The following is a 25,453-nucleotide window of genomic DNA, read 5'->3' as shown; positions in this document are numbered from 1 at the left end:
CTCTCAAAGGTAACTTTTTCGGGTTTTCATTCCCAGCGCCTGCGAGCCTGCTTGCGTATGCAAGTAAAAACGCGCTATTTTGTGATTAACGCAATTAATTCTTTCGCAAAGGGGCATGGGTTGGCTGATTCCAATGCGATTCCACAATGGTTTTCCGGTTCCGAACATACGCATCGCGTAGCTGCCGCTGTGGCGCAGTATGGTCCGATCGCGCGCACCACGTTGGCTCAGATGCTGGGGCTGAGTCAAGGCGCACTCTCCCGCATCACCAGTGATCTGATTTATGCAGGGGTGATTGAGGAGCTGCCGGCGAGCGCGACTGCCGGCCGGGTAGGCAAATTGCCGGAACGTTTCACGCCAAAGGAGAGCTCGGATAGGCGCGGTCGCCCGCAGACTTCGCTGGTGTTATGCGCCAATGCACGCACGTTCGTGGGCGTGAAGGTGCACGGCACATCGATTGTGTCCGCCGCGGTGAACGCTCATGGCGAGGTGGTGTCCGGCCGCCATGAGTTGCCGATCGGTGATGATCAATCGCCGGAATATGTGGCGACTGCGATTGCCCAGTTGACTGCCGCATGCTCGGATGATGTTGCGGCCACTGGTCTGCCCGCTCCTACTGCGGTCGGCGTGGCCGTGGGCGGTCACGTGGTGGATGATTCCGTAGTGACGTTCGCACCATTCCTGCATTGGGATGGGCCAACGGACCTGGGCGCTATGGTCGGTCGTGAGACCGGCCTGCCGTGCGGTGTTTTCAATGACATCGATTCGCTGCTCGTGGATGCCTCATGGTTTGGTCCGGGCGTTGGCTTGGATATGTTCGCTGTGGTGACTATCGGCATTGGCGTGGGATATTCGCTGGCTGTGCACGGTGAGCCAGTGAGCTACCCAGATAAAAGCTATGGACTTGTGGGCCATGTGCTGGTGGATCCGGAGGGGCCGCGCTGCGTGAGCGGGCATATCGGCTGCTCGCAATGTTTGACTGATGATTCAATCGCGGAGCAATATTCCGCGATTGTGGGCAAGCCGGTGACGTTCGAGGACTTCGCCCGTGACGCCCGCGCCCGAGTGCCGCAGGCTACGCAGCTGGTGCATCGCACATGTTTCCGTTTGGGCGCTCTGGTGGCGATGGTGGCGAATATCGCGATGCCAGGGCATGTGATGATTGCCGGCGAATCGGCGTTTTTGGCGAAGCTCGGCACTGATTCGCTGCGCGATGGCATCAGGTATTACCGTCATAGCCAAACCCAACCGGTGAAGTTCACGATTGTGAACCACGACTGGCAGCTGTGGGCCAAGGCCGCTGCCAGTCGCGTCATCGTGAAGCACATCGGCTGATTATTCAGCCACAGTCCTGCAATTACGGACTCGCCACAGGCGAGACTCAACATACCCTCATTCGGCTATCGCCTCACTCGGGCCGCGGCTACTGACAATCCACTGGATTGTCAGCTTAACGCCACGGCCTTGAACAGGACGGCCTGCTGGGGGTGCAGGGACGGCGGGCGGATGCCGTAACGCTGCAGGGCTTCGCCGGTCATCACCACGCCGTCTTCATTCCACCAGCCGAGCGTGCTCTGACCATTAGCCAGACCGGTCAGGTCAAGGCTCGGGTCGAGCGGGCTTACACGGTAGCGGCGGTCTGGGTCAAGACCAGGCAATCGCACCGGAGCGGCTGGGTAGGTCTGACCAGTGGTCAGCTGCGTAAAGCGGTAGATCGCGGCATCCTGGCTTGGCATCACCATGCCGTCCAGGCGCACGGCCGGATCGTTGGCATCCGCATGCACGCAGGTGTCGATGGCGAACCAATCGCGATGCTTCTTGAACTCGGCCACCCACACGGCCAGCTTGGCAAGCGCATCCTCTGGCTCCTTGAGCAGGTTCCATTCGATGCCCATGTGCCCGAAGAATACCATGGCCATGCGCAGCTCCTGACTGGTGGCACGCTGCGTGGAATGTGCCGGGCTGGCACCCACATGCTCGCCCATCATGGCCGGCGGCACCAGCAGCGACGTGTAGCGCTGGATGTCCGCACGCTCCACCGGGTCCACACAGTCGGACGCCCAGATGCGATCGGCGTACTCCAGAATGCCGAGGTCCACGCGGCCGCCGCCAGAGGAGCAGCTTTCGATTTCCAATCCTGGATGGTTGATCTTCAATCCCTTGAAAATCTCATACACGGCCAAGGTTTGCGCATGTACGGCCGGACGGCCGGAGTAGCGGGAGCCGGGTTCGGTGACCAGCTTGTTGTGATCCCACTTGATGTAGTCGATCTTGAGCTCGCCGACCAGCGAATCCATTGCATGGAATACATAATCGAACGCCTCAGGGTTGGTCAGGTCAAGCACTTGCTGGCTGCGGCCCTGCATCGGCAGGCGGTCGGCGGTAGGAGACAGAATCCAATCGGGATGCGCACGCACCACGTCGGAATCGATGTTGACCATCTCCGGCTCGAACCACAGGCCGAACTGCATGCCCTTGCCGTGCACATAGTCGGCGAGCGCCTTCAACGACTTGTCGCCGTCAGGCCAGACTTCCTGGGAAATCTGCCAGTCGCCGAGGCCGGAAGTGTCGTCGCGGCGGGAGCCGAACCAGCCGTCATCCACCACGAATCGTTCCACGCCACTGGCTGCGGCCTTGTCGGCAAGCGCGGCGAGCGTATCGAAGTTGTGGTCGAAGTAGACGGCTTCCCACGTGTTCAAAATCACCGGGCGGCCCTTCGCGAACAGACGCGGATGGAGGGAGCGCACATAGGCGTGGAATCGTGCGGCGATTTCGTTCAAGCCGTCACCGAACGAGCCGAACAGCCATGGTGTTGCGTAGGAGCTCTCCCCCTTGTCTTCGCCCTGCGGAGCTAGCGTCACTTCACCGCCGAAGAGCAGTTCGCCGCCACCGATGATGCCCTGCGTGTACGGCAGTCGTTCGGCGGAGAGTACGGAGTTGCCGCTCCAGCCCACGTGCACGGAGTAGGCTTCGCCATGTTCGAAACCGAAGCCGGGCACGCCGGCGGTGAGCAGCAGGGATGCATCGAAGTCCGGACGACCGGCGAGCTGCGGCTTCTCGAAACGACCGATGGTCAGCGGCTGACGCTGTGGGCTACGTTCGCGCAGATGATGGCCGGTGGTGGTGAGGATTTCGCCGGCAAGCTCAGGTACCGGGAATCCAAGTTCGATTTTGCCAACTTCGAGGTTGGCCACAGCTGGGTCTGAGGCATCTTCTGGAGCACCCAAATTGGTAACGGTCGCCTTCTGGCGAGCCAAGCCACCATCCATAAGCTCCAGTCGCCATTCGATGCCGATCCCGTTTTCCTTATCTTCAGCGCTAACCACCACACCCGGCACACGAATCGAGCCAGTGGCACGGGCATGCCCGGTTACATCGGTATAGCTTTCAGCGCTGGCTGCATCCAGAGATGCGTCGAGCACACCATCGGCCTCGATATCGGTGACGGTGAATTTCGGGAACAGTTCGATGCCGGCGCGACGCAGCACCACGCGCGGCTCGCCAATCCAGCTTTCCGCCTGCGTAGGTAGCACGGACGGCCACGCGGTGTTATCGAGCGCACCGGAAACGCGCTGCGGCTTCAATGCGTCATAGGAATCAAGCAGGGTTTCGGGATTGGCGAGCGGCCTACCCCAGTGCACGATGCGCGGCAGCTCGTCACTCGCAAAAATCAGGCCGATCGCCACGTTGGCGGCGGGCTGGGCGAGATACACGGCGGTGAGCGCGGTACCGTCTGCCGCGGTACCGGTGAAGGTCAGCGTTTCGTTCTGAGCCATAAGTGTCTCCTTTGACGTTGCTGGAATGTTCGTTCTGTACTGCTGATTCGATGGTAGGAAGAATCGAATATGTTGACTCATTACTGCGTGTTGGCCGAGGCAAGTAAGTATTTGGCTCTAGCGGCGAACGGCAAAGAAATCAGCGAGAATGGCTTGGCAATCGCCCTCAAGCACACCACCGTGCACTTCAGGCGTGTGGCCGATGTGCGGATCGCGTGGAATATCCCATACTGAGCCGCATGCGCCGAGTTTGGCATCCCATGCACCGAACACAATCGTTCCTATATGGGTTTGGATGCATGCGCCCGCGCACATCGGGCAGGGTTCGAGCGTGACCACCAGCGTGCAGTCGGCAAGGTTCCAAGCGCGTACGGTTGCTGAATCAGCAGTGCTGGATTGCCGCACGCGAGATTGTGCAGCCTCGCGCATCGCAAGAATCTCGGCATGAGCCAGCGGATCGCCATGGGTTTCCCGGGTGTTGCATCCGCGGCCGATAATCGCACCTGAACTGTCCAGCACCACCGCTCCAACTGGTACATCGCCGGCCGCCGCCGCTTGTTCTGCCAGTAGAATCGCCTGCCGCATCGCTCCTTCATACGCCATACTGCGAGTCTACGCGAAAGTCGTACGGGCGAGACGGTCCCACTTCGGCGCACGGCTTAACGTGTTGTAGCAATGGGTTTTCTATACTGGCCAAGAAGAAGAGAGGAAGGTCCATGGCAGTATTCGAACTCATCCTATGCATTATCGCGGCTGTGGTAGTGAGTTCGTTTGCCAGTCGCTTTATTCCGAAAGTGTCCACGCCGCTGGTGCAGATCGCGCTGGGCGTGTTGGTGGCGTATCTGCCGTTCTTCCCAAATGCGCGACTGAATCCTGAACTGTTCATGGTGCTGTTCATCGCACCGCTGCTGTACCTCGAAGCGCACGAGATAGATAAGTCCGCTCTGCTGAAAACCCTGAAGCTGAGCCTTTCGCTGGCTATTGGCCTGGCAATTGCCACGATGGTGGCTGTGGGCTTTGTGCTGCACACCGTGTGGCCGGTGATCACACTGGCCTCTGCATTGGCGTTGGGCGCGGCTCTGGGACCGACCGATGCGGTGGCCGTAAGTTCCCTGGGCAAGGAGGCGTCGCTGACGCAGCGCCAACGAGGTGTGCTGAAAGGCGAATCACTGTTCAACGACGCGTCCGGCATCGTGGGCTTCCAGTTCGCATTGGCTGCAGCCTTCACCGGCGAATTCGCCGTGGGGCAGGCTGCCGGCGAATTCGTGGTGTCGTTCTTCGGCGGCACGATCTTCGGCCTGGTGGTGGCGGCACTCGCCAATTGGGTATTTGAAACCGTACGGTCACTGGGTTGGGAAACCACGACCACCCGTATTTTGATGGAACTGTTCCTGCCGTTCCTACTGTACTTGGGCGCGGAGGAGTTCAAGGTGTCCGGTATTCTGGCCGTGGTGGCAGCCGGCTTGTTCATTCGGTTCGACCGCAGCGGCGTGGGCCCGAATGTGGCGCGTACGAATATCGTGTCGTCATCGGTGTGGGGCGTGCTGAGCTTCTCACTGAACGGTGCCGTGTTCATTCTGCTGGGTATGCAATTGCCGCAGGCGATGACGGCCAGCTGGTCTGACCCGCGCATCAATAATACGCTGCTTATCGGCATTATCCTGCTGGTGACTGCAGTGGTGATCGTGCTGCGCTTTATTTGGGTGGCGGCCATGCTGCGCATCGCACGTGATGTGAACACCGGAAAACGCCGCAAGATGACGCTGGAACGCTGGCGTTCCGCGGCAGTGATGACCTTCGGTGGGCCGAAGGGCACGATCACGCTTTCGCTGATGTTCACCATCCCGTATTCCATTGCGGGCGGCGCTGATTTCCCGATGCGTGACGAGCTGATTTTCATTGCGTCCGGCGTGATTATCATGACGCTGCTGCTGGCGAACTTCCTGCTGCCTCTGCTCGCTCCGAACCGTGGCAAAGATCCCAGTGCGGAAATGGTCCCGATTACGATTGAAGTGCTGCGCTCCACTGTAGAGGAATTGACCGGTCGTATTACGCCGGAGAATCGCCGTGCTGTGCTGATGGTGATTGATTTGTACACCAAGCGCATCAGTCGTTTGAAGCAGCGCAATGGTGATTCCGACCCGCAAGGATTGGAGCGTCTGCAGATCGAGGCGCTGCATTGGGAAAAGGAATTCGTACGTGACCGATTGACGCAGATCAAGGCGCATCCGGCAGCCGATGCCGCTACGCAGGAACTGAATGTGGAAGCTTGTGAGCGTATGCTCGATCAGATCATGAACACGCTTCGCCACACGTCCACCGATCCGACGTCGGGGCATGCGGTGTCGCAGATTCGCGGCCGTGTGCGCATGCTGCAGCGCCGCGTGAATAACTATGCGAAGCGCACGATTTCCAAGATTCGCCACACCACACCTTTGGTGAGTGAGGATCAGATTTTCGCTCGTACACGCGAGCTGCAGGTGGAGGCCATTCATCATGTGATTGATCGTTTGGTCGACGAGATGGGCAATAGCACCTACAACACTGAGCATTGCTCGGCGCTTCTGTTGGATTATCGTCGTGCTGAGGCTTCCCTGCAGGCGCGACCGAACATGAGCGGTACGGCAGCCATGATTACGCAGGTCGAAGAGGTCAAGAAAGAAAGCTACGCCATCGAACTCGGCGTGATTCAGGACATGCTCGAAGCCGGCGACATCAGCCGAGCCCAAGCCAAGACTTTGAGGCGCAATATCTATGTCATGCAGGTTGATGCCGATTCCGGCATCTAACCTACATGACCGTCGCGGCACAGCCGCTCCCCTCGGCTACAGACAGCCCACCGGGCTGTCTGCTACACGCCTCGGCAGGTTGATGCCGATTCCGGCATCTAACCTACATCACCGTCGCGTGGCCTTGAGCGCCACCCAGAACGAGCGCACAAGAAGCACACATAGATATGCAGTGAACAGAATCGCTCCGGTACGTGGCGTTACCGCAGATGCGATCCAAGTACCTAAAGGCGCGGTCAGGGCGGCCACCACGCCAATAATGAGCGCGGCTTTCACATGCACCATGTGCCTGCGCACATTGGCCACCGAAGTGGTAATCGCATTGGGAAACATGGCCAACAGCGACGTGCCGCGCGCGATCAAATCGCTGGCCCCGAACAGAATCGACAGCGCCGGCACACAAATCGCACCGCCGCCGATGCCCAGCAGTCCGGCCAAAATACCTGCGATCACACCGAATGCAACGAGACCGATAACCGTGCCTGCATGCAGCACGATGTGTGAATCGCGCGAGGGATTCGACATCGCCTGATTCACAATCACAAACAATAAGAACAGCACAAAAGCCCAGCGCAACACCACTTCAGGCAGTTTGGACAGCAACCATGAACCGATCTGCCCACCCACCAGCATGCCGGCGAATACGATGGCGGCCACAATCCAATCCACATCGCCTTCCACAGCGTAGGAAATCACACCGGAAACCGCGGTGGGCACAATGGCCATCATTGAGGTCGCAGCCGCATGACGTTGCGTCAGTCCGAGCCAGACCAGAGCCGGCACAATCACCGTACCGCCGCCGATGCCGAACATGCCGGAGAGCACGCCAACCGCCACGCCGACTACGGCCATAATGATGAGTCCTCGCGGTGATTCATCTAGATGGTTCTGATCAAGATTCTGAGCTGCATCCCCTGTATTCACGGCCACTAGTCTATGACTACAGCACGCCGGAAGTGATGTCGTTGTCCAGTAACCATTGGCGCAGATCGGCGAACTCCTCGAGACTCACGTTATGGTCAAGCCCGTGATAGCTCTTGGTTTTGAGCCAGGTGTGTTCCTCAAGCCATGCGGCGGTGGCGAACAACTCGTATTTCGGTACAACGCCATCGTTTTTGCCGTAAGTATAGAACACCGGAATATCCAGGTCGGCAAGCCGATCATCAGCGGGAGCGGTACCCGGCACCTGCCCGGGCGCGTTAAAACCAGACAGGCTAATCACCGCACGATAGCGCTCAGGATTGATGCGCAGCAGATGCACGGCCACCAATCCGCCTTGGGAGAAGCCGAGCGGCACAATAGCGCGATCATCAGGAATATTTGCGGCTACCCAGGCATCCACGGCCTGTGCGGCGGCGTAAGCGTCGTAATCGAGGTCCTCACCCACGGGCATCGAGCCGTGCAGCCATGCGTAGTTACCGGGTTCTCGGGAATCCGCAGCCGCTTCGGCCAGGGTCAAAGGGCCGCGTAACGCCACGAAATCGTTGTATGGAGCAATCAGACGCATGATATCCGCCATCTCCTGCTCATTGGAGCCCCACCCGTGCAGGCAGAGAAACAGCGGATGCGTGGGGTGCTGATCGATGCCACCGCGCGAGGTCATCATATGTTCCACCGTCAGCGGATCGCCGTAATGACCGGGAACTTCGCCGGATTCACGGCCGATCAGTGGTTCGTATGCTGATTGCGCCAACCCATTGATATTCGCTTCGTTGCTCATACCAATCCAATATAAATGCCGCCATCGTAAGACCCTGCCAATAATCCCATGATTTCGCTCACATCGGCAGTGGTCTCACAGTCGAAGGCAACAGTGACAGTCACTGCCCGGCGTCGGAATTCGTCGTGCCGGCAGCATCATCGGACGCGGTGATGTTCTCGATATCGCCGCCCCACTGCTGCTGCAGAGCGGTCATCTTGTCGGCTTCGCCGAACACCATCCAGCGCTTGCCCGTGAGCAGTCGCCAATCGCCCTGAGCGTTTTCATTATCGGAGTATTGGTTCAGCAGTTCGGCAATCTTTACTTTGATTGGCGCCTTGCCCACGGCTGCCATGGATTCGGATTCGAACGAGACGAAAGCAACGCGAGGCTCCGTGCACATTTGCACGGTGCTCACGCCGGGAATGCCGCCGGTGTCCAAGCCCTGCCAGCCTGCCGCGCATTGACCGGCGGCCTGCTCGATGCCTTGCTCCATTTGCGCAGCGTTTTCCACTGGCGCTTTGTCGTTATCCGGCAGAATCAGACCTTGCGGGAACAGTACGCCCACAGCCACGCCGACCACCAGAAATGCGCCGGCCATCACAATGGTGACGATACCGCCGCCGCCCACGCCTCCGTGCGTGGAATTACGCGGCATGGTGGCGCGCGCTCCGATGACGAACATCAGCGTCAGCCCGATGCATATCGCTGCGGCGAGGGCAATATAGCGCCCCGGCACTTTCACGAGGAATGAGATGGCATATGGTGCGATTTCGTGCACAGCGGAGGCCGCCGACGATGCCACAGCGCACAAGCCAGTGATCAGTGCCAGTCGCCGCAGTACTTTTGAAACCGGACTGTCAAGTTTCATTTTGGCGGCACGACGCCCGGAGCCGTGCGGGCCGTTATGCCGTTGGCTGCGCTGGGATTGAGGGGCATCTTCATATTCAGCTCCCTCAAAGAAGTCGTATTCCTCGCTACTCTTCCCCATAAGAACGCCCTCTCTGCCGACTTGTTTGCCAGTATACAGCCGAGAAACCGGCGTGACCGTCATTCCGGAGGATGAGCCTGAGCAGCGGCATAGATAGGCATCGTATAAAAAGAACCCCGGCGGTGCGGGCCGCCGGGGAGAGAAAGGAGAGAGAGAAGAAGAAAGGGGTTCAATTATCGGGAACTGCTGCTGTTCCTGTTCAGCTTTTCGCTGACATGATTTATATAATCACCTGTTTCTGTGTCTAACTCTGGTGTTTTCTGAGAATAACCTGAGAGTTATGTTTCGGGCCGGTCTTCTAGTCAATCGAGCTGTTTCCGCACTGGGCGCTAGACTTGGTGGCAGTACTGTAATTCAAGGAGTTTCTATGCTGCTGTCCGACCGCGATATCATCGCCGCACAGTCCGCTGGCCATATTGCACTCGATCCGTGGACCCCTGAAATGGTGCAGCCCGCTTCCATCGATGTGAGGCTGGATCGGTATTTCCGCCTGTTCAATAATCATGCCTACACCTATGTTGATCCAGCAGAGAATCAAGGTGCGCTGACCGAGCAATTTGAAGTGGGTCCTGATGAACCGTGGATTCTGCACCCCGGCGAATTTGCACTGGGCTCCACTTGGGAGTATGTGAAGCTGGACCCGACCATCGCCGCCCGTCTTGAAGGCAAAAGTTCGCTGGGCCGTTTGGGTATTCTGACTCACTCCACCGCAGGCTTCATTGATCCCGGTTTCGAAGGCCATATCACATTGGAGCTTTCCAATGTTTCCACACTGCCGGTCAAACTGTGGCCGGGTATGAAGATTGGCCAGATGTGCTTCTTCCAGTTGAGCTCTCCAGCTGAACACCCGTACGGCTCCGCAAGCACCGGCTCGCACTATCAGGGCCAGCGAGGCCCCACTCCGAGCCGCTCGTACGAGAACTTCTATCGAGCTCATATCGACGATTAATTCATTCACCGAATCACGCAGGGCACTATCCATCTGATTCGACGCCGGTCGGCAGACCGGCATTTTGCTTGTATGCCAAGGAGATGCAATGACCAACAGCGATGGTGGTTTTCAATTTGATTTTCAAAACAACAGTGAGCCTATTAAACCAGTAGTGCCACCGCTGCAAACGCCTACGCAGCCGACGCAGTCGCCAGCAGCTGCGCCTGCTCGCCCAGTACAATCCGCCGCTTCAACTGCAGCCGGCCAAGAGACTCAGGCCTTCAATCCATTCCCGCAACCTGCAGCTGCTGCTCAGCCAATAGCCGCAGCCCCTGGCCAGCAGCAGTACGTGTGGGATCAGGCCACGCAAAGTTTCCGTCCGGTTGCCCCGGCGGCAACGGCTCCCACCGCCCCGGTGGCCCCCGTTGCACCGACTCAGGCGATGCCCTATGCTCAGCCGCAGCCGTCTCCTTATGCAGCACCTACAGCACCGCAGCCGTCTAATCCGGCGGCATCCGAGGGTGCTACGCAGGTATTCCAGCCCACGCAAACCACTGCAGCGACTTCGCCATTCGTGACTCCCGCGCAGGCCGAAGCCACGCAGGCATACACCGCACTGAATCAGCCCCCTGCGGTACCGCTTTCTGCAGAGACTCCGGTTGGTGAAACGCCAGCCGACGAGGAGGCTACGCAGGTATTCCAGCCGATTGCCAACGCTCCGGTGAAGCTTGCAGGGCTCGAGGAGGAGCCGGCACAGCCGCTGCCGCCGGCCATCTCCCCGTTAGAGGAATTCGCCGACGACGATGAGTCTGGCGACGGGGACAAACCCGGACGTCACAACGGCGGCGAGAACAAGAAGGATACCCGCAAGATTGCGATTATCGCAGCTGTGGTAGTGGTGGTCATCGCTCTGATTGGCGGCGGACTGTTCTGGTGGCATTCCAACAGCAGCAAGGTGAACCAGGCTGCCGCTTTGGTGGAGTGCAAGGCCGCGGCCAAACAATATGATGCCGCCAAAAAGAAGCTCGCAGCTGCAGTGACTAAAGGACAGACCGCTATTCAGGTCTCCAAAGGCAAGGTTGCTGACAGCACCACTATCGATTCTTTGAGCTCAGCAGTGGAAAAGGGCCAGAATCCTGAAGATACCGCCAGCTGCGATGCCACACTTTCCGCTGATGCGCTTAAGCAGCAGGCCAAGGACATGCAGAGCCAAATCAGCACGGTGACCGATCAAACCGATGCCATCAACAGCGGCATCAAGGCGGTGAACGCCTCGGAACAAACCGCCGACACCAATTCGAAGAAGTCCAAGCTCAGCTCGGCAGTGGCTCAGGCGCAAAGCACGTTGAATAATTCCGCCGGTAACGTTGCGGATGAGAACACTCGAACCGCATTGCAGACTGCTATCACCGACGCCAACACCATCGTGAATAGCTCCAATCCGTCTGATACGGACGTGGACAACGCGATTTCCGCGCTGCAGAAGGCCGAGTCGGATGTGAACGCATCCATGCAGGCCAAGCAGAAGGCTGATGCCGATAAGGCCGCTCAGGAAGAGGCCGAAAAGAAGGCACAGGAGGAAGCCCAGAAGAAGTTGGAAGAACAGCAGAATCAGCAAGATAACAGCGGCAATAACAATGCCACTGACGGCGGCGCTGGTTCGAGCAACTAACCACTCACGCCATATAGGAAAGGGCGGATGGAGAGTAATTCCATCCGCCCTTTCCGTTTGCCTGCTATTGCTACTTTGCCATGGCACGAAGCACAATCTTGCGCAGTTCGGAGGCGATCAACACGATCGCAGCCAAACCTATGCATTCCACCCATGCCAGCGGGTTGAGCGGCGTGGTGCCGAACGCGCCGTTGAGGAACGGTACGTAAATCACCACGAGCTGCAGCACTACGGACAAGCCGATGGCGCCCCACAGCCACTTATTCGAGAACAGGCCCACGAATGCGGACTGCAGGTGGGAGCGGGAAGCCAGCGCGTTGAACAGCTGAGCAAACACCAGAATCGTGAAGCCCATGGTGCGCGCCTCGGTCATCTGCGCCTCGTGGCCAATCGCCTCCACCGAGCGGTCGGTGAACAGACCGCCGGCCAGGTGCATATCCATGCCGATAAGCGTCACGATAGCCATGATGATACCGATGTAGATGATGTCGCCCCACATCGAAGCGTCGATCACACGGTCGGTTATCTTGCGAGGCTTGCGGCCCATCACATCCTCGGTCTGCGGATCCACACCCATGGCGAGCGCCGGCGCGGCGTCGGTGAGCAAGTTGATCCACAACAGCTGCGTAGCGAGCAACGGCACGGTGACGCCCACGGTTTCTGGCTGGCGGATGCCGAGGAATCCGGCGAACACCACGCCGAAGAACACGGTAAACACTTCGCCCACGTTGGAGCTTAAGAGGTAGCGCAGGAACTTACGGATGTTATCGAAGATCACGCGGCCTTCGCGCACGGCGGCCACGATGGTGGAGAAGTTGTCATCCGCCAAAATCATCTTGGCGCTCTGCTTGGTCACTTCGGTACCGGTGATGCCCATGGCCACACCGATATCCGCGGACTTGACTGCCGGGGCATCGTTCACGCCGTCGCCGGTCATGGCCACGATGTTGCCTTGGCGCTGCAGGGATTCGACGATCTTGAGCTTGTGTTCGGGAGCCACACGGGCGTAAACGGAAACATTCGCGGTGGCCTTATCGAGTTCGGCTTCGCTGCTCAGCTGGTCGAGCTGGTCGCCGGTCAATGCCTTGCCGTCTTTGGCGATGATGCCAAGGTCGGAGGCGATGCGTGCGGCGGTGAGCGGATGGTCGCCGGTGATCATGACCGTGCGGATGCCAGCGCGATGCGCTTCGGCCACGGAGTCGCGCACTTCGGTTCGTGGCGGGTCGATGATGCCGACCATACCGTTCCATATGAGGTCGGTTTCGATGGCGTCAGCCTGATCGGCGATATCCGCCACCTGCCCGGCTGCATTCACGGTGACGCCGGGCACGTCGGCCAGCGAGCTGGTTTCGAGCGGACGGGTCGCCTGACCAAGCGTGCGGTATGCCTCGGAGGAGAGGCGCTCCACAGTGGCAAGAATGGTTTGGCGGTCGCCTTCGGTGAGCTTTCTTACCTGGCCACCCACACGGATACGCGAGCAGTAGCTCAGCAGCACGTCCGGCGCGCCCTTGGCGAAGACCGTGAGCTTGCCGGAGTCGGTATCGTCTTTGGCGATAATGGACATGCGCTTGCGCTCGGAAGTGAATGGGATCTCACCCACACGCGTGTAGCGCTGTGCCTTGTGGTCAGCCTTCACCTTGCGGGCGGCTACAATCAGCGAGACCTCGGTGGGGTCGCCCACGGTTTCCCAGCGGCCGTTGGCGTCTTGGCGCAGTTCGCCATCGTTGGCCAAGGTGCCGGCAAGAAGCGTAGCCACGACTTCATCTGCCACGGTTTTGGCCTGTTCGGAATCCGGGCTGATGCCGCCGGCCATCACCATGCGGCCTTCAGGCGCATAACCGGTGCCGGTAATCTGCACTTCACCGCTCGGAGTTACCACACGTTCCACGGTCATCTCGTTGCGAGTCAGGGTACCGGTCTTATCCGAGCAGATTACGGATGCGGAGCCGAGGGTTTCCACCGAGTGCAGTTTCTTGACGATGGCGTTATGAGCGGCCATACGCTGTACGCCAAGCGCCAGTACCACCGTCAGAATCGCAGCCAAGCCTTCCGGTACGGCTGCCACGGCCAGGGAGACGGCGAGCAGCAGCGAATCAATCACGTCGTGAATGTCGTTGAAGCCTTCGAGCACGGCGAGCGCCACCAGCACCACGACGGCGATAATGCACACCGCAATGCCGAGGATCTTGGAGACGTAATCCATTTCCTTCTGCAACGGGGTTTTCTCATCTTCCGTGGCGGAAAGCATGTCGGCGATCTTGCCGACCTGCGTGTTCATGCCGGTGCCGGTCACGATGGCGCGGCCGGTGCCCTGGGTCACGGATGTACCGTTGAAAATCATGTTGGCGCGGTCGCCGAGCGCCTTGGCTTCAGCCAACGTGTCCGACTTCTTGCCCACCGGCACTGATTCACCGGTAAGAGAGGCTTCTGCGATGCGCAGACTGGCCGCGTTGACCAATCGGCCGTCGGCGGACACCGAATCGCCTTCGGCAAGGACGACAATGTCGCCAGGCACCACGTCAGCGGTGTTGATACGCTGCACTTTGCCGCTGCGCAGTACCGAGGTCTGCGGCGCGGTCATTTGGGCAAGCGCTTCGACTGCGGCTTCGGCTTTGGCTTCCTGCATGTAGCCGAGCACTGCGTTCACAATCAGAATCAGAACAATCACCAGCGCGTCAAATGGGAGTGCCTCTCCCCCTTCGGCACCAGGCACGGCATTGGCTTTCTCAATAAACCAAGCGATGACCGAAATCACGGTTGCGGCAAGCAGCAAATAGACCAGTGGGTCCTGGAATTGGGCCAGGAATTTCTTCCACTTCGGCACAGGCGGTGCGCCGGCGAGTTCGTTCGGCCCGAATTTGGCCAAACGACGTTTTGCTTCCTCATCACTTAGGCCCTGGTTCGGATCGACATTCAGGGCTTTGGCTACATCCTCAGCGCTCGTCAAGCTCGGGTCGGTATCGCCGAGCAAAGCCTCCTGAGCGCGGACTTCTTCTGATTCCACGACCTCATTCGTTGCGGTCGCGGATACGGATTGATCATTCTGGCGATCAACCATGGTGCTCTCCTTGGTATTGCCGCGGAGTAGTCAGTTCCATCGCACACTCGGGTTATCTCTCCCGGCTGCCGACGCAACTGCGCGGTTGTGGGCACCGACGCAACTGCTGCCGATGCATACCTTGCCATTATTCCACAACCGCGCGGACGGGTCGGCGCACAGCGTAATGGCGTTTTGTCTATCTGCGCTCACTTCAGAGTCGATGAATCGCTCATCTCCTACGTACATCTATATACCAGCCATACAATCCGGAAAACTGAACTACTCCATTTTGGTAGCGCTACCAGTAATTACTTTCAAAAACAAAATAACAGCCTCAAAATGCTGCAATTCCAATAGACACTCTCACTATAGAGTATTTTTGGTAGCGCTTTCAATTTTATGTTATGATGCAATCACCTGACGCAGAAGACTCAAAGCAGAGCTCGTAGCGTCCGGCATCGGAAGAAAGACCAAAGGAGATCATGATGAAACGAACTTCGGCCATACGAGCAGCGGTAGCAATGACATTGGTTGCCGGCCTATCTCTTGCAGGATGCGGCAACCCAACAGCCGGAGGCACTACCGACAATGTGGATACAACGGCGGCTGATTATTGGCCGGACGCCACCAAAAAACTTGACGGAGTAAACCTGACCTTCTGGGTAGGCCAGTCTGACAGCAAGGTCCCAGTCAAAGTCATCTCCGATTTTGAGAAGGCCACCGGCGCCAAGGTCGATCTGCAAATCATTCCAGACAGCTACGAGAACAACGTTCAGACCAAAATCACCACAGGAGACATGCCTGATTTAGCCACATGGGAGCCTACCAACTCCATGCTCGCCGGATTTGTTTCCACCGGCAAACTGCAACAGCTCGACAATGCGCCATGGGTCGATAATTACATCGATGGCGTGGCAGACCTCGGCCAGACCAAAGGCCACCGCTATGCCGCACTGATTTCTCCGGTCAACGTGATGGGTGTTTGGTACAACAAGAAAGTCTTCGAGAAAGCCGGCATCACAGAAACGCCAAAGGGTTGGGATGAATTGGTTTCAGCAGCGAAGAAAATTAAGGATTCCAATGCCGCTGACTCCGCGTTCTTTGAAATGGGCGGCTCCCAGTGGGGCACTCAGTGGGCTGTTCAGGTACAGCTAGCTGAGGCCGCCAATGATGGCCTGTGGGATCGAGTCAACGAAGGTAAAGAGAAATTCACCGACTCCACCATCATGACCGCCATCGAGAATTACAAGAAGCTCATTGACGACGGTTATTACAACTCCGACGCAGGCTCCGCCACACTGGACGATCAGGCAGCAGCCCTCTGGGAAGGTAAGACTGGCATGGTGATCGGCAACAATGCGCAATTCAATGTTGCCGCCGCTCTCGCCGACAACGACAAGACCGCCATCGACGAAAATCTCGGATTCTTCCCCATTTCCAGCAAGGGCAACATTTCTTCCCTCTCCCCAGGCGCTTCCAGCGCAGTCGTAGCTTTCAAGACCGGAGACTCCACTCGCGAGGCCGCAGCACGCCAGTTCCTCAACTTCTGGATGTCTGAAGGCTACGAAAACTTTGTAAACGATCGCGCCCTGGTTTCCGCGCTGAAGACCGTCGACTCCCCGAAGAGCGTGCCGCAGGCTCTGCTCGACGCGGCATCCTCCATTGCGAATTCAGCACCTTCCATGCAGTCCGCGGCAATTGCCAATCCTGATCTGTACATCAACCTGGCCAATATGATCAACGGCACTGCGACCCCTGAGCAAGTAGCAGAAACGACTCAGAACCAGTTCGCACAGATCGCCAAGGCGCAAGGAGCCAAAGGCTTCTAAGTAAACTTCCTTCCTACTCCTCCACCATGACTCTCTGGGGGGGCCTGCCCCCCCAGAGACGTTTTCTCACGCACTACCACAATCTCGAGAGACCTCAACTCACATTTATTTTTCATCCCAACTTCCTGCCTACGGTACAACAGCAATATCGCGCTTCAAAGGGAATAACCATGAATCCTCATAAAGCTTTGATGAAACAAAACTATCCGCTGAGATTCCTCATCCCAGCAGGGGCGATGCTTGTGGTGTTCTTCATCGTGCCGACGGTGATGAACTTCGTATTCGCCTTCACCGATTGGTCGGCATTCAAAAACACTATTGATTTCAATGGCATAGACAACTTCGTCACACTGTTTCAAGATGGCACCCTGCTGCGTGATATCCGCACCACATTAATCTACGCCGTCTGCATCGCCATCTTCCAAAACACATTCGGCCTGCTTTTAGCAGTGCTGCTCGAAGAAGACACCCGTCTCAACCGTTTTGCCCGCGTGATGTTCTTTATCCCAGTCATCATGTCCGCCCTTGCTGTGGGCTACATTTGGCAAGCCGTGCTAAAAACCGATGGCGCTCTCGACCAAATGCTCAGCGCTCTTGTCGGGCATCACGTCACCACTGGTCTCCTCGGCAACACCACTTGGGCCATCGTCGTCATTTCCGCCATCCAAGGCTGGAAATGGATGGGTTTGGCAATGCTCATCTTTCTGGCCGGCCTCAAAACCATTGACGCTGATGTTATCGAAGCTGCTCGCATCGATGGCGCCAACGCCCACCAACTATTCTGGACTATAAAATTCCCTCTACTAGCTCCCGCGTTCACTTTCAACGTAGCCACTTCACTGCTTGGCTCTCTGAACGGATTCGACATGGTGCAGGCAATGACCAAAGGCGGTCCTGGCGGTTCCACCGAAATCCTCAACATCTTTGTGTGGCGCACCTTCGGCCAAGGCCTTTACTCGCAATCCACCACAATGAGCATGATTCTATTCATCCTCGTTGCCCTCATCGCTTTGCCAGTCATCTACTTCCTGCGCCGCAGGGAAAGGAATATCTTCTGATGAGCAGCGTTACCGCACAATACAACGGCCACAAGGAACAACAGACATTCAAATCCCAGGCTCCTCGCTGGCGACGCATCCTTCATAACGCAACTGTCATTATTGCCATGTTGGCCTTGCTGGCAGTTCCATTTTGGCTGCTAGTCGTCACCGCCGGCAAGACTCAGGCCGAAGCTCTGAAGTTGGATATGTCTCTACCGGACAAGTGGATGCTGTTGGAGAACTTTGCCACTGTCATCAAAGACGGCAAGATGGTGGCAGCATTGTTCGGCTCCATTGCGGTCACCGTACCCGCAGTTCTCATCGCCATCCTCTTTGGCTCTATGGCATCCTGGATTCTGGCCCGGCGAACCACCAAGCCAATGGCTTTCCTGTACGCACTCGGCATTTCCGGGCTGATTCTTCCTCCAGCAGTGGTCACCGTAATGATGCTGCTGAAGATGATTGGACTTTCCGGAACCGCACTCGGCATGATCTGTGTGTACGTGGGCATCTACCTCTCCACCGTGATTTTCTTTGTGACCGGCTTTATCCGAACGATTCCACCTTCTTTGGAGGAATCTATGCGTGTGGATGGGGCCAAACCAGCGCGAATCTTTTTCACGCTGATTCTTCCACTGTTGAGCCCAACCATCGCCACTGCGACAATCCTGCTAATTCTTTACATCTGGAATGACGTGTTCTATGCACTGTTCATTCTCTCCGGCAAGATGAGCACATTGCCGCTCAATCTTTACAATGTGGCAAGTGCTGGCCTGTACCTGAACAATTGGCATTTAATCTTCGCCTACATCATTTTGATGAGCCTTCCACTGCTCATCATCTTCGCGGCGGCCCAGCGTAAAATCATCAGCGGAATCACAGGAGGCGCTGTGAAATGACCGTGTATGCAAAGAAGGTCAACACCGGCCATAATAAGTGTAGTATTCACGCGCTGAAGCACTATGGTGTGCCAGCCAAGCCAACTTAGGAGGAGATTGTGAACGAGAGCACACGGTCAGCAACCAAGAAGTCACCGTCAATCAACGACGTTGCTCAATTGGCCGGAGTGTCCGTCTCCTCCGTCTCCAGATATCTGAACAATGGCGCCCATCTGCGGGCTGACAAAAAAGAGCGTATAGCTCAGGCCATCGCAATGCTGGATTATCATCCTTCACTGCTGGCACGAGGATTAGCAGCAAGCCGTTCAAACACCATCTCCCTATTCTCCGGACAACGCCTGCTGTATGGCGTTACTGGATGCATTCAGGGTGTGGAAGCGGCAGCTTCCGCAGCAGGAATCGTAGTGAATGTGGTGTTGCTGGACGAGCGGCAATCCTCGGAGCAACTTCGGCAAACCATCAAATCCACGCTGAGCGTCAATCCTCTGGGAGTTATCATCGACCAACCTCGTTATGGAACTGGCTGTGATGAAATCCTGCGATCGGTTAATAAAAACGTACCGGTGGTGCTTATCGGAGGCAATCGCCGCCAAGGGCAGTGCCAACTGTTCACTTATGACGATCGCGGCGGATATGCCGTCACCCAGCATCTGCTGCGGCTTGGACACAAAACCGTGTTCCATGTGGCTGTTCCGGAGGAAGACGAAACGCAGACCCGTCAATCTGGCTGGCGCAAGGCGCTGGAAGATGCGGGAGCTCGCATTCCCGCCTTATATCGCACCAGCTGGGATCCAAAAGACGCTGAAGCCATCGGCCGCAAATTAGGCCAGGATGATGAAGTGACAGCGATTTTCGCCGGCAACGACGAAATCGCGCTGGGCATCATCCGCGGACTTCACGCAGTGGGTAAACGCGTACCAGAAGATGTCAGTGTTGCCGGATTTGACGATAATCCCATCGCAAGTCTCTCGATTCCATCCCTTACCACCTGGAGACAAGATTTCGAACGTATCGGAGCTTTTGCCACGAATCTCATCCTTGATCAGATTCGCAAGGGCACCCCATTGGAGTCCGAAATCCCGTATTACATCGGCGACGCCGCCGATCAACTCATCGTGCGAGAATCCACTGCCGCCCCAAGTAACTAGCCCATCCGAACAGTTGGGATGAACCCTACTTAGTTCTGCCTAGTTTCGCAGCCGGCCGTATGCGGAGTATCGCACGCACAAAGGAATTACTATGCAGACCATCGAACACCCTGGATCCACCGCAACTACTACGACCTCAGATTCTGCTGCAACGATCGCAGCGGAATCCACATCGAACACCGCTATTCTGCGCACAATCTCACGCAATGGCATCACGGCCCAATATCGGCAAAATATCAGTAACGGGATCGTCGATCTTCTTCTGGTTCCAGAAGGCTCGCTATCACAGACGATTCGTCATGATTGCGCCCCTGAACCATTGATTCAAGCCAAAATCGTTGGCGACGATTACGCAGGCGGATATGCTCAAGGTCGCACTATGCGAAATTCACCGACTACCTATGCGATGCGATTCCAAGGTCAGGAAGAAGCCGACACCGAACTGGGCGAAACGATTGTTACGACACGATTTGCCGATAAACGCGGACTTGAATACACCCATACACTAACGTTCGGCGTACAAAGTCGCGCAGTGCGCATTGACACTGAGGTTGCTAATGCATCGCAGGTTCCTTTCACCCTCGAGATGCTTTCTAGTTTTACTTTGGGCTCGTTGAGCCCATTTTCAGAGGGCATGGCCGAAAACACTTTGACGATCCACCGCATGCGCAGCACATGGAGCGCAGAAGGTCGATTGGATTCGCGCAGTGTCGAGGATCTTCAACTTGAACCAGATTGGCAGGAACATGTAGCCAACTCATTGCGTTTCGGATGTGTAGGATCGTTCCCGGTACGAGGCTGGGTACCTTTTATCGCAGTGGAAGATCGCGCTCATGACATCACATGGGCCGCCGCAACCACGCACGCTTCCAGCTGGCAAATCGAGGCATATCGCAAAGACAACGGGCTGTCTATCTCCGGCGGTATCGCAGATCGTGAGTTCGGACATTGGACCCACACTGTGCAGCCAGGCGAGCATTTTGCTGCACCCAGCGGAGTGGTTACTGTGGTGCGAGGCGGCGTAGATGAAGCATCACAAGCTCTGGCCAGTCATGTGCGCGAACGACTCGAACTGCCCGAATCAGAGCGCCCCGAGACTGTATCTGAGACCGGCTTACCTATCATCTTCAATGAATTCTGTTCCACTTGGGGGCTCCCCACGGAACAAAGCGTGCTGGCACAAGTGGAACAACTCAAAGGCCGTGGCGTCGAATATGTGGTGATGGACGCCGGCTGGTTCGATAACAAGCCATTCTCAGAGGGAACCAAGTTCGGCGCATGGCAGGTCAGTCAAGAATCTTTCCCGCACGGCATTAAATACGTAGTCGACGCAATTCATCAGGCTGGCATGAAAGCTGGCGTATGGTTCGAATTCGAAGTCGTGGGTCGTCAGGAAACTGAGTGCTTCAATCATGAGGAATGGCTGCTGAAACGTGATGGGATTCCAATCACCTCTGATCAGCGGAGATTCTGGGACATGCGCAATACAGAGGTCCAGGATTATCTGCACGAACGCGTCATTGATTTCCTTCGAGATAACGGCTTTGATTACATCAAGGTTGACTATAACGAGACACTTGGCATTGGATGCGAGACGCCGGATAGGCCGGAAAGCGCTCTGGGAGATGGGCTTTATGATGTTATTCAAGCTTCACAGGCATTCTTCCGCCGAATCCGCAAAGAACTGCCCAATGTGGTAGTGGAGATATGTTCTTCAGGCGGACACCGTCTGGTGCAGAGCTTTATGGAAATCGGCGCAATGGCAAGTTTCTCTGATGCTCATGAATGTGACGAAATCCCGCTTATTGCCGCTAATATGCACCGCATTATCGAGCCACGACAATCGCAGATTTGGGCTGTTATGAGAGCGGAGCTGACCGAGGCACAACAACGGTATCGCTTGGCATCCGGTTTCTTGGGCCGTCTGTGCCTTTCCGGAGATATGGGCTTGTTGTCTGCCAAACAATGGCAAATCATCGATGAAGCGCTTGCACTGTATCGTGCTTCGTCCAACGTCATCGATCAAGGCACCAGCGCTTTCTACGGTACGCCCATTACCAGCTATCGCAAGCCGCAAGGATGGCAGGCTATCGTGCGCCGCGGCACAGGTAGAGCTTCAGGACAAGCACTGATTGTTCTGCACACTTTTGCGGGGCTGAATAATGATGTGTCCATCGAATTGCCTCTTGCAACTCCGAAGGATTGGAACGATACGGATACCGCCTCCACGTTGGCGTCTCATCACACCGCCGAATCAATCCGCATGTTTGCCCGCAACGGCATAAACGCTACTGTCTCGGACGGCCTATTGCGTATTAGTGGTTTGCGTAATTGGGATTCCGCAGTCATTGTCTGCGGAACAAATCTTCAATAATAGTTACAAGTCACCAATCAACGTGGGGCGTATCGCCTTGTATCAAATGATCAAATGCGATACGCCCCACGTCACTCCACAGGTAGCAGGCCATGTTTCACACGGCTACAACGGATTGCATCAAATGCCTAAAGCGACCTCATGGAAAATGGTGCTGGTGTCATCAGAAACACTTTCCTGAGCCTGCGCGGACAATTGCTCCCGCTCAGGAAGATATGCAGTCACTGGAACCGTGTATTCCATCTGGCCAATTTCTTCGCCTTCGATTTTTCGGATAAGCACATCGACGGCTCTCTCGGCTATCTTCGCATACGGCTGTATAACAGTCGGCAATGATGGACTCGCGAATTTATATACGTACGATCCATCATAACCAAAGAGAAAGAGATCTTCAGGAATTTTTCGCCCCATTTCAAGTGCCCGCTTTTGAATTGCGAGCGCAATCAGATCAGAAGCAAAAATACCATCGACATCCTGATTATCCGTGAGGAATTTATCAGCGATTCTGAGATACGGCTCCATTTCAAACTGGTTCAGCCCCAATTCGAAGGACACACAACGAATGCCGTGCTTATGCATTTGCTCAGCAAATACCCGATACCGTTCGAAGGACGGGGACCGCACCTTGGAATATCCAATGAACTGCGCAACATTAGTGCAGCCATGTTCAATGACCGCACGAGCTGCAATCATGCCGCCTTGGACATGGTCAGCGCTTACTACGGGAATGCTGCTGGCTAAGTAACGATCGAGAGCAACTACAGGAGAACCGATACCCGCATAATTGATATCAAGAGAATGGCTTCCAATAATCATGCCATCCACTTTGTTGGCCATGAGCAAATCGATACACTCTTTTTCTTTCTCCTCTGAATGCATCGTGCTGCAGAGAATCATCTTATAACCGCGACGGTTGAGTTCATCCTCAATGTATGAAGTCATTGTCGAAAAGAACGGATGAGCAATCTCAGGAATCACGAAACCAATGAGTTGCGTCTTCTGCGAATACAGGCTTCGTGCGATTTGATTAGGCTGATAATGCAGCAAATCAATCGTTTTCTGTATGTTATTTCGCGTTTGCTCGGAGATATATCCACGATTATTGAGATAGCGAGACACCGTATTTTTCGAGACACCGGCCACTCGGGCAACATCAGTTATCGTAACCATCATTTTTCCTTGCTGTATCTGCCCAACCGTACGGCCACATTGCCGTAGGGTCAAGTCTATTAGCCGCAAGACTAGCAGACTTGACCCTTAGCACGCCCGGCTCATATCTCACCATCCGGTTGGTTGCTCATAACCATCTTACGTAGAAGGATTTTGCTATCAGCACCTAGAGCCTCATCCCTTAACCGACCCAGCCAGCATGCCAGAAACCAGATATCGTTGCAGGAAGAAGGAGATGACAATAACCGGCAGCGAGAACAATACCGCGGCTCCAGTCATTGGCCCCAAATCAAGGCTGTACGAAGTCAGGAATTCCGATAGAGCCACCGGCACGGTTTTTGCCTCACTACTGGTGAGCAACAGCGCAACCAAGAAATCATTCCAGGCCAACAAGAAGGTAAAGATGCCCGTGGAAATCAAGCTAGGGACTACTACAGGCAGGATGACTTTGATAAATGCAGTGAATGGACCAGCACCGTCAACAGCTGCAGCTTCATCGAGGTCTACGGGCACATCTTTGAAGAAAGAAATCATCATCCACAGCACAAATGGCATATTCACGCCTGCGTACACAATGCAGAGCACCGGTAAGTAATCGTAAAAACCAAACTGCTGAACGAGACTATAAATCGGCACTACGATGCTGGACATCGGAATCATTTTGAGGCACAGCACTAAGATCAACAAAAAATTGCTAAACCGAGAAACAGCTGTACGAGAAATGGCATATGAAGCTAAAGAACCCAGCAGTAGGCAAATTAACGTACTCACAAGGGCTGCAATAAAGCTGTTGCCAAAATACATGCCGATATCAGAAGTCTGGAACACTTTGACATAGTTCTCTATTGACCAAGTCTTCGGGAAGAATGTGGGATGAACGGAAATCACATCCTGCGAAGGCTTGAATGAAGAAAACAGCATGTACAAATAGGGGAAGATGAACAGCAGCAGGAAGACCACCGCCAACACGTACATGATAATAATCCACAGATTGTCGCTCCGATTGCGACCAAATTTCTCATGGAACATGGCAGCTACCTCTTGTCCTTCTTCAACTGAGTCATAAGAGTGATGGCAATAAGCACTACGATGAAGATAACGGCCATGGCGCTGGCGTAGCCGACATCACCGTATCGCTGCAACATTTTGTAAATATGCACGCTCAACAGCTCTGAAGAGCCCTGGGGACCTCCCTGAGTCATAGCCCAGATGATGTCGAATGTTCTTGCAGCGTCAATGACGCGAATGACCAGAGCGCTAAAGAGCACACCCTTGATATTAGGAATGATGATGTGGATGATGACCTGCCATTTATTCGCGCCTTCGACAGACGCCGACTCATACAAACTATCCGGAATCGATTGGATTCCCGCCAAAAACATCAGCATCATGAACGGTGTGGTCAGCCAAACATCTGCTATGATGCATGATAAGAGGGCAAAACGCGAATCCGAAAGCCATAAGATGCTATCCGTGGACCGCAAGAGTCCGATTCGTACCAGCAGCACATTCACAATGCCGAACTGCCCACTTAACATAAACTTCCAAACCAGACCTGCCACCAATGGCGCAATCATCAGAGGGGACAGGATGAACGTTCGGATGGCTTTGAATCCCTTGTACTTATTCGTCAGAATGACCGCAAGTGCCAATCCCAGAATCGTTTCTATGCCGACCGCAACGACAACATAAACCAACGTGTTCCATGAATCCATTTGGAACTGATGCGACGTAAACGCTTTGATGTAGTTCTTCAAACCGACAAACGTGCGACCATCATAACGGTCTCCCACATCAAAAAAGCTGTCATAGACAAGTTTCAGTAGAGGAAACAGCAGGAACGCCGCCATGAATAATCCTGCAGGCAAGAAGAATATGCATAGCGTTTTCTTGCTAAATGTGGAGCTCAACATCTTCGTTTTGCGCATGGTATCTGGAGAGTACTGATTCGAGTGATCTCCCTGCGCAATTGTTGTTTTCTGTTTCATGCCACCTCCCGTGACAGGACACGGTGATTGAGATGGCTGTGATCGCCTCCGTGCGCGGCGGCGATCACAACCAATCATTCCATTGATGTCACCAACTGCGAATCAGG

18 protein-coding genes are annotated in these 25,453 nt (G+C 55.7%); 9 read left to right on the top strand and 9 right to left on the bottom strand.

Annotated features, from left to right (window positions below):
• The first annotated feature begins 120 nt into the window (after window positions 1-120).
• Window positions 121-1,335: an ROK family protein gene (locus CSQ86_RS09200; protein ID WP_100494842.1), complete on the top strand. Its 1,215-nt coding sequence runs from the start codon at window positions 121-123 to the stop codon at window positions 1,333-1,335.
• 110 nt (window positions 1,336-1,445) lie between these two features.
• On the opposite strand, the gene CSQ86_RS09195 is transcribed toward CSQ86_RS09200, so the two are convergent.
• Window positions 1,446-3,776, bottom strand: a complete 2,331-nt coding sequence (locus CSQ86_RS09195) for an alpha-galactosidase (protein ID WP_100494841.1) — start codon at window positions 3,774-3,776, stop codon at window positions 1,446-1,448.
• 117 nt (window positions 3,777-3,893) lie between these two features.
• A complete protein-coding gene (locus CSQ86_RS09190) occupies window positions 3,894-4,379 on the bottom strand; it encodes a nucleoside deaminase (RefSeq protein ID WP_100494840.1) in 486 nt (161 codons plus the stop codon).
• A 113-nt stretch (window positions 4,380-4,492) separates the two neighbouring features.
• Between CSQ86_RS09190 and CSQ86_RS09185 the strand changes: the two genes are divergently transcribed.
• Window positions 4,493-6,565 carry a Na+/H+ antiporter gene (locus CSQ86_RS09185; RefSeq protein WP_100494839.1) on the top strand — a complete coding sequence of 691 codons (2,073 nt, stop codon included), beginning with the start codon at window positions 4,493-4,495 and terminating at the stop codon, window positions 6,563-6,565.
• A gap of 108 nt (window positions 6,566-6,673) precedes the next feature.
• On the opposite strand, the gene CSQ86_RS09180 is transcribed toward CSQ86_RS09185, so the two are convergent.
• The 3 genes from CSQ86_RS09180 to CSQ86_RS09170 form a co-directional block, all read right to left on the bottom strand.
• Window positions 6,674-7,417, bottom strand: a complete 744-nt coding sequence (locus tag CSQ86_RS09180; protein ID WP_100494838.1) for a sulfite exporter TauE/SafE family protein — start codon at window positions 7,415-7,417, stop codon at window positions 6,674-6,676.
• An 88-nt stretch (window positions 7,418-7,505) separates the two neighbouring features.
• Entirely contained in the window at window positions 7,506-8,285 is a 780-nt protein-coding gene (locus tag CSQ86_RS09175) for an alpha/beta hydrolase (RefSeq protein ID WP_100494837.1), read from the bottom strand.
• A 100-nt stretch (window positions 8,286-8,385) separates the two neighbouring features.
• Window positions 8,386-9,255 carry a hypothetical protein gene (locus CSQ86_RS09170; protein WP_100494836.1) on the bottom strand — a complete coding sequence of 290 codons (870 nt, stop codon included), beginning with the start codon at window positions 9,253-9,255 and terminating at the stop codon, window positions 8,386-8,388.
• 367 nt (window positions 9,256-9,622) lie between these two features.
• Between CSQ86_RS09170 and dcd the strand changes: the two genes are divergently transcribed.
• Both dcd and CSQ86_RS09160 read left to right on the top strand, forming a co-directional pair.
• Window positions 9,623-10,204: a dCTP deaminase gene (gene dcd / locus CSQ86_RS09165; protein ID WP_100494835.1), complete on the top strand. Its 582-nt coding sequence runs from the start codon at window positions 9,623-9,625 to the stop codon at window positions 10,202-10,204.
• An 88-nt stretch (window positions 10,205-10,292) separates the two neighbouring features.
• Window positions 10,293-11,858, top strand: coding sequence for an FIVAR domain-containing protein (locus tag CSQ86_RS09160; RefSeq protein ID WP_100494834.1), 1,566 nt, complete (start codon window positions 10,293-10,295; stop codon window positions 11,856-11,858).
• 70 nt (window positions 11,859-11,928) lie between these two features.
• On the opposite strand, the gene CSQ86_RS09155 is transcribed toward CSQ86_RS09160, so the two are convergent.
• Entirely contained in the window at window positions 11,929-14,916 is a 2,988-nt protein-coding gene (locus CSQ86_RS09155; RefSeq protein ID WP_100494833.1) for a cation-translocating P-type ATPase, read from the bottom strand.
• Window positions 14,917-15,380: 464 nt separating this feature from the next.
• Here CSQ86_RS09155 and CSQ86_RS09150 point away from each other — a divergent pair, with 464 nt between their 5' ends.
• From CSQ86_RS09150 to CSQ86_RS09130, 5 genes are all read left to right on the top strand, one after another.
• On the top strand, window positions 15,381-16,727 hold the full coding sequence (locus CSQ86_RS09150) for an ABC transporter substrate-binding protein (RefSeq protein ID WP_240542341.1): 1,347 nt from the start codon (window positions 15,381-15,383) through the stop codon (window positions 16,725-16,727).
• A 26-nt stretch (window positions 16,728-16,753) separates the two neighbouring features.
• Window positions 16,754-17,785 (top strand): carbohydrate ABC transporter permease, encoded by a 1,032-nt coding sequence (locus CSQ86_RS09145; RefSeq protein ID WP_243387800.1) that lies wholly within the window; start codon window positions 16,754-16,756, stop codon window positions 17,783-17,785.
• Complete coding sequence (locus tag CSQ86_RS09140; protein WP_100494830.1) at window positions 17,785-18,666, top strand: carbohydrate ABC transporter permease; 882 nt, start codon at window positions 17,785-17,787, stop codon at window positions 18,664-18,666. The genes CSQ86_RS09145 and CSQ86_RS09140 overlap by 1 nt, the downstream gene beginning before the upstream one ends.
• A gap of 98 nt (window positions 18,667-18,764) precedes the next feature.
• Complete coding sequence (locus CSQ86_RS09135; protein WP_100494829.1) at window positions 18,765-19,814, top strand: LacI family DNA-binding transcriptional regulator; 1,050 nt, start codon at window positions 18,765-18,767, stop codon at window positions 19,812-19,814.
• Between the two features lie 91 nt (window positions 19,815-19,905).
• Entirely contained in the window at window positions 19,906-22,188 is a 2,283-nt protein-coding gene (locus CSQ86_RS09130) for a glycoside hydrolase family 36 protein (RefSeq protein ID WP_217625249.1), read from the top strand.
• Window positions 22,189-22,308: 120 nt separating this feature from the next.
• Here CSQ86_RS09130 and CSQ86_RS09125 read toward each other — a convergent pair whose 3' ends face one another.
• From CSQ86_RS09125 to CSQ86_RS09115, 3 genes are all read right to left on the bottom strand, one after another.
• On the bottom strand, window positions 22,309-23,361 hold the full coding sequence (locus CSQ86_RS09125; RefSeq protein WP_240542340.1) for a LacI family DNA-binding transcriptional regulator: 1,053 nt from the start codon (window positions 23,359-23,361) through the stop codon (window positions 22,309-22,311).
• A 171-nt stretch (window positions 23,362-23,532) separates the two neighbouring features.
• On the bottom strand, window positions 23,533-24,387 hold the full coding sequence (locus CSQ86_RS09120; protein WP_100494827.1) for a carbohydrate ABC transporter permease: 855 nt from the start codon (window positions 24,385-24,387) through the stop codon (window positions 23,533-23,535).
• Between the two features lie 5 nt (window positions 24,388-24,392).
• On the bottom strand, window positions 24,393-25,346 hold the full coding sequence (locus tag CSQ86_RS09115; protein WP_240542339.1) for a carbohydrate ABC transporter permease: 954 nt from the start codon (window positions 25,344-25,346) through the stop codon (window positions 24,393-24,395).
• Window positions 25,347-25,453 lie beyond the last annotated feature (107 nt).

The sequence above is a fragment of the Bifidobacterium felsineum genome (assembly GCF_002802915.1).
GTDB lineage: Bacteria > Actinomycetota > Actinomycetes > Actinomycetales > Bifidobacteriaceae > Bifidobacterium > Bifidobacterium felsineum.
This window is presented reverse-complemented; position numbering and strand designations above follow the sequence as displayed.

Excerpts from the sequence above, each read along its gene's own strand:
- CSQ86_RS09185 (WP_100494839.1), top strand. The coding sequence starts at position 4,493 with ATGGCAGTATTCGAACTCATCCTATGCATTATCGCGGCTGTGGTAGTG.
- CSQ86_RS09175 (WP_100494837.1), bottom strand. The coding sequence starts at position 8,285 with ATGAGCAACGAAGCGAATATCAATGGGTTGGCGCAATCAGCATACGAA.
- CSQ86_RS09170 (WP_100494836.1), bottom strand. The coding sequence starts at position 9,255 with ATGGGGAAGAGTAGCGAGGAATACGACTTCTTTGAGGGAGCTGAATAT.
- CSQ86_RS09125 (WP_240542340.1), bottom strand. The coding sequence starts at position 23,361 with ATGATGGTTACGATAACTGATGTTGCCCGAGTGGCCGGTGTCTCGAAA.
- CSQ86_RS09150 (WP_240542341.1), top strand. The coding sequence starts at position 15,381 with ATGATGAAACGAACTTCGGCCATACGAGCAGCGGTAGCAATGACATTG.
- CSQ86_RS09145 (WP_243387800.1), top strand. The coding sequence starts at position 16,754 with ATGACTCTCTGGGGGGGCCTGCCCCCCCAGAGACGTTTTCTCACGCAC.
- CSQ86_RS09190 (WP_100494840.1), bottom strand. The coding sequence starts at position 4,379 with ATGGCGTATGAAGGAGCGATGCGGCAGGCGATTCTACTGGCAGAACAA.
- CSQ86_RS09130 (WP_217625249.1), top strand. The coding sequence starts at position 19,906 with ATGCAGACCATCGAACACCCTGGATCCACCGCAACTACTACGACCTCA.
- CSQ86_RS09160 (WP_100494834.1), top strand. The coding sequence starts at position 10,293 with ATGACCAACAGCGATGGTGGTTTTCAATTTGATTTTCAAAACAACAGT.
- dcd (WP_100494835.1), top strand. The coding sequence starts at position 9,623 with ATGCTGCTGTCCGACCGCGATATCATCGCCGCACAGTCCGCTGGCCAT.
- CSQ86_RS09195 (WP_100494841.1), bottom strand. The coding sequence starts at position 3,776 with ATGGCTCAGAACGAAACGCTGACCTTCACCGGTACCGCGGCAGACGGT.
- CSQ86_RS09155 (WP_100494833.1), bottom strand. The coding sequence starts at position 14,916 with ATGGTTGATCGCCAGAATGATCAATCCGTATCCGCGACCGCAACGAAT.
- CSQ86_RS09115 (WP_240542339.1), bottom strand. The coding sequence starts at position 25,346 with ATGAAACAGAAAACAACAATTGCGCAGGGAGATCACTCGAATCAGTAC.
- CSQ86_RS09140 (WP_100494830.1), top strand. The coding sequence starts at position 17,785 with ATGAGCAGCGTTACCGCACAATACAACGGCCACAAGGAACAACAGACA.
- CSQ86_RS09120 (WP_100494827.1), bottom strand. The coding sequence starts at position 24,387 with ATGTTCCATGAGAAATTTGGTCGCAATCGGAGCGACAATCTGTGGATT.
- CSQ86_RS09180 (WP_100494838.1), bottom strand. The coding sequence starts at position 7,417 with ATGGCCGTAGTCGGCGTGGCGGTTGGCGTGCTCTCCGGCATGTTCGGC.